This window comes from Roseomonas rosulenta, from assembly GCF_016106005.1.
In the GTDB taxonomy this organism is placed as follows: Bacteria; Pseudomonadota; Alphaproteobacteria; order Acetobacterales; family Acetobacteraceae; genus Neoroseomonas; species Neoroseomonas rosulenta.
Genome location: NZ_JACADR010000342.1, coordinates 1 through 4,085 on the forward strand (window position 1 = coordinate 1; position 4,085 = coordinate 4,085).

The 4,085-nt window shown below is 72.3% G+C and carries 5 protein-coding genes; 3 read left to right on the plus strand and 2 right to left on the minus strand.

Annotated features, from left to right (window positions below; genetic code table 11):
- Window positions 1-316, minus strand: a 316-nt coding sequence (locus tag HW578_RS23680) for a hypothetical protein (protein ID WP_198373170.1), incomplete at its 3' end; no start/stop codon positions are given.
- A 138-nt stretch (window positions 317-454) separates the two neighbouring features.
- Between HW578_RS23680 and HW578_RS23685 the strand changes: the two genes are divergently transcribed.
- From HW578_RS23685 to HW578_RS23695, 3 genes are all read left to right on the plus strand, one after another.
- Window positions 455-1,429 (plus strand): Bug family tripartite tricarboxylate transporter substrate binding protein, encoded by a 975-nt coding sequence (locus HW578_RS23685; protein WP_198373171.1) that lies wholly within the window; start codon window positions 455-457, stop codon window positions 1,427-1,429.
- Window positions 1,429-2,676, plus strand: a complete 1,248-nt coding sequence (locus tag HW578_RS23690; protein ID WP_198373172.1) for a CaiB/BaiF CoA transferase family protein — start codon at window positions 1,429-1,431, stop codon at window positions 2,674-2,676. The genes HW578_RS23685 and HW578_RS23690 overlap by 1 nt, the downstream gene beginning before the upstream one ends.
- 145 nt (window positions 2,677-2,821) lie before the next feature.
- Entirely contained in the window at window positions 2,822-3,502 is a 681-nt protein-coding gene (locus HW578_RS23695) for a glutathione S-transferase family protein (RefSeq protein WP_198373173.1), read from the plus strand.
- Window positions 3,503-3,523: 21 nt separating this feature from the next.
- Here the strand turns inward: HW578_RS23695 and HW578_RS23700 are convergent.
- Window positions 3,524-4,085, minus strand: a 562-nt coding sequence (locus HW578_RS23700; RefSeq protein ID WP_198373174.1) for a zinc-binding dehydrogenase, incomplete at its 5' end; no start/stop codon positions are given.

Sequence of the window (4,085 nt, forward strand, 5' to 3'; positions counted from 1 at the left end):
GGTGCGGCCCGACCTCATCGGGCAGGGCGCCGAGGCGCGCCTCGGCCAGCGCGAGGGCGCTGCGCAGGCGCACGATCTCGCCCGCGGCGGCGGCCAGCAGGTCGCGCAGCTCGGCCACGGCCATGCCGCGCGGGGCGGCGCAGGCTTCCTCCTGCAGGCGTTGCAGCCGCACGAGCAGCGCACGAGCACGGGTGCCGGGCCGGTGCGCGACCTCCTGCGCGAGGCGCGCCAGCACGGCCTGGTCCGCGGCATGCAGGATGGCCTGCTCGGCGAGTTGCTCGAGCGGCCATTCGCGCAACGGCCTGTCCTCCGACATGGCGCAACGACCCTCCTGGTCCCTTCGGGCGGTGTGCCATGGCGCGGATGAACGGGGCGTTCACGGCGCGCGGCCATGCCTTCCGGCGCGCGCAGGGATGGGCGAGACTGCGCCCGGTCCGGGAAGGAACGACACGACATGGCAGGCAGCACGGGGTTCGGGCGCAGGGCGATGCTGGCAGGGGCGGGCGCGCTGGCGGCGCCGGCGGTGCATGCGCAGGCGTCCTGGCCCGGCCGGCCGATCCGCATCGTGGTGCCCTTCCCGCCCGGCGGGTCAAACGACGTGGTGGCGCGCCCGCTGGCCGAGCGGTTGCAGCTGCGCCTAGGCCAGCCAGTCGTCATCGAGAACCGCGCCGGGGCGGGCGGGGCGATCGGCGCCACCGCGGTCGCGCAGGCGCCGGCCGATGGCTACACGCTGATGGTCTCCTCCTCCTCCTTCGCGACCACCTCGGTCTCGCAGCGGGTGCCCTGGGGCGTGCTCGAGAACTTCACGCCGATCGCGCTACTGGGGCGCTCGCCCTTCATCGTCATCGTCAACAACGACCTGCCGGTGCGCAGCGTGCAGGACCTCGTGCGCCTGGCGCGCGAGAGGCCGGGGCGGATCGACTACGGCACCTCGGGCCCGGGCGGAATCAACCACTTCGTCACCGAGTATTTCTGCCAGCGCGCCGGCTTGCAGATGAACCACGTGCCCTATCGCGGCACCGGCCCGGCGGTGACCGACCTGGTGGCCGGCCACATCCAGCTGATGATCACGACGCTGCCAAGCGCGGCCGGCGTGGTGCGCGACGGGCGCGTACGGCTGCTCGCCTACAGCGCGCCGGGCATCCCCGAGGGGTCGCCGCCGGCGCCGCTCGTCTCCGAGAGCGGGCTCGACTACGACATCGCCATCTGGTGGGGCCTGTTCGCCCCTGCGGGTCTGCCGGCGCCGATCCTCGAGCGGCTGAACGCCGAGGTGAACGACGCGCTGCGTGACCCGGACCTCGCGCGGCTGTACCAGACGGAAGGGGCCCGCCCCTCCCCTGGCACGCCGGCGGAATTCACGGCCATGCTGCGCACCGACATCGCCCGCTGGCGCGAGGTGGCGCAACTGGCGAACATCCGGCTCGACTGATGATCGGCATCCATCGCAAGGATTTCGACCCGTCGGCGCGCGGCGCCATGGACGGTGTGCGGGTGGTGGACCTCTCGCGCCTGGTGGCGGGCAACGTGCTGACCAAGGTTTTCTCCGACCACGGGGCCGAGGTGGTGAAGGTCGAGCCGCCCGAGGGCGACACGCTGCGCGCCTGGCGCGTGGGCGGCGTCGAGACATCCTGGAAGACCATCTGCCGCAACAAGAAGTCGGTGGCGCTCGACCTCAAGCGGCCCGAGGGGATCGCGGCGGTGAAGACGCTGGTGCGCGACGCGGCGATCTTCGTGGAATCCTTCCGCCCCGGCGTGCTGGAGGCAATGGGACTGCCGCCCGCGGAACTGCTGGCGATCAACCCGGCGCTGGTGGTGGTGCGCATCTCGGGCTGGGGGCAGGACGGGCCGTATCGCCACAAGCCGGGCTTCGGCACGCTGGTCGAGGGCTATTCCGGGTTCGCCGCGGTGAACGGCTTCGAGGACCGCGAGCCCGTGCTGCCGCCGATGTTCATGGGCGATGCCTATGCGGGGCTGTATGGCGCTTCAGTCGCGATGATCGCGCTGCGTCATGCCGAGGCGGGTGGCGGCGGGCAGGTGATCGATGTCTCGCTGTTCGAGCCGCTGTTCAGCGTCCTCGAGCCGCAGATGGCGAACTGGCGCATCACGGGCAAGCGCAAGCCGCGCACCGGGAGCCGGTCCACCAACACGTCGCCGCGCAATGCCTACCGGACGCAGGATGGCGGCTGGGTGTGCCTGTCGGCCTCCACCCAGGGCATGACGGAGAAGCTGTTCCGCTCGATCGGGCGCGAGGACCTGATCGCCGATCCGCGCTTCGCCAACAACCCGGCCCGGCTGCAGCACTGGCAGGAGCTGGATGCGATCATCGGCGGCTGGATCGGCGAACGCACGCTGGCCGAGAACGTCGCGCATTTCGACAAGGCCGGCGTGACGATCGGGCCGATCATGGACAGCGCGATGCTCGAGCAGGACCCCTATGTGATCGAGCGCGAGGCGCTGGTGGAAGTGCCGGACGAGGATATGCCGGGCGGCTGGCTGCCCATGCACGGTATGGTGCCGCGGCTGTCGGGCACGCCGGGCGTGCTCGCGCGCCCCGCGCCGCGGATCGGCGAGCACAATGACGAGATCCTGGGTCCGGCGCTGGGCGCGCCGGAGCTGGCGCGGCTGCGCGGTCTCGGCGTGGTGCAGGACATGCCCGGGCGGCAGGCGGCGGAGTAACGACTGCGCGTATCCGACGAACGCCACCGGGCGAAGACCACGTGGCGATGGCGGCGGGGGGTCCCCGCGACAGGGACGATGTGCGACACCCCGGCGCCTGGCGCGACCGCGCGCCCGGGCCGGCAGCATTCACGAAGGACAGGGCATGGCACGACAGTTGTTCGAACTCTGCGGCACCGACCCCGCGCGGGTGTTCAGCCCCTTCTGCTGGCGCAGCCGGATGGCGCTGGCGCACAAGGGCCTGGAGTTCGAAAGCCTGCCCTGGCGCTTCACCGAGACCGCGCGCCTGGCCTTCGCGAAGCACGACAAAGTGCCGGTGCTGGTGGATGGCGATGCGGTGGTGGTGGAGTCCTTCGACATCGCGCGGCACCTCGACACCGCCTATCCGGCCGCGCCATCGCTGATGCACGACGCGCCGAAGGCCTATCGCTTCATCGGCGCCTGGACCGACACGGTGCTGCATGGCGGCATCGCGGGGCTGCTCGTGAGCGACATCCCGGCGCTGCTGGACGAGGCCGACCGCGCGTACTTCATCGCCAACCGCGAGAAGCGCTACGGCAGGACGCTCGCCGAGGTCACGGCAGGGCGCGAGGATCGCCTGCCGGCCTTCCGCGCCAGCCTGCTGCCGCTGCGCCATGCGCTGCGCGGGCGGGATTTCCTGGGCGGCGCGGCGCCGGATTATGGCGACTACACGGTGTTCGGCGGCTTCATGTGGGCGCGCACGGTCAGCCGCTTCGAGCTGCTGGCGGCGGACGACCCGGTGTATGCCTGGCGGGAGCGGATGCTCGACCTGTTCGGGGGCATGGCGCGGCGAACGCCGTCGTAGCGGGCGTGGGCGGCGCCACGCTCAGAAGGCGATCTGCACCTTCATTGCACGGGATCGATCGGCCGCGAGCGCGAAGGCCTCCGCCGCGCGCTCGATGGGGAAGCGTTCGGTCAGCAGCGACGCGACATCGATGCGCCGCGCGGCGAGTGCTTCCACCGCCATGGCGAATTCGGCGTGGAAGCGGAAGGTGCCGCGCCAGGTGACCTCCTTCGCGGCCAGCACCGACATCGGCACCGGCACGTCGCCGCCGATGCCGATCTGCACGATGGTGCCGCCCGGGCGCAGCACCGGCAGGATGCCAAGCAGCGCGCGCGGGCTGCCGGAGGCTTCCAGCGCCACGTCGAAGAAGCCCTTGTCAGGAGCATAGCCGGCGAGGGCATCGGCATCCGCGTGGAAGCGGTCCGCGCCCATGGTCAGCGCGACGGCGCGCGGCGCGTCGGAGAGGTCCGTCGCCACGATCTCCCGCGCGCCGCCCATGCGCGCCGCCGCGATGGCGAGCGCGCCGATCGGCCCGCAGCCGGTCACCAGCACGCGGCGGCCGAGCAGCGGCCCGGCCTGGCGGGCGGCGTGCAGGCAGACGGCG

Coding starts and splice junctions, on each gene's coding strand:
- HW578_RS23685 (WP_198373171.1), top strand. CDS start 455: ATGGCAGGCAGCACGGGGTTCGGGCGCAGGGCGATGCTGGCAGGGGCG.
- HW578_RS23690 (WP_198373172.1), top strand. CDS start 1,429: ATGATCGGCATCCATCGCAAGGATTTCGACCCGTCGGCGCGCGGCGCC.
- HW578_RS23695 (WP_198373173.1), top strand. CDS start 2,822: ATGGCACGACAGTTGTTCGAACTCTGCGGCACCGACCCCGCGCGGGTG.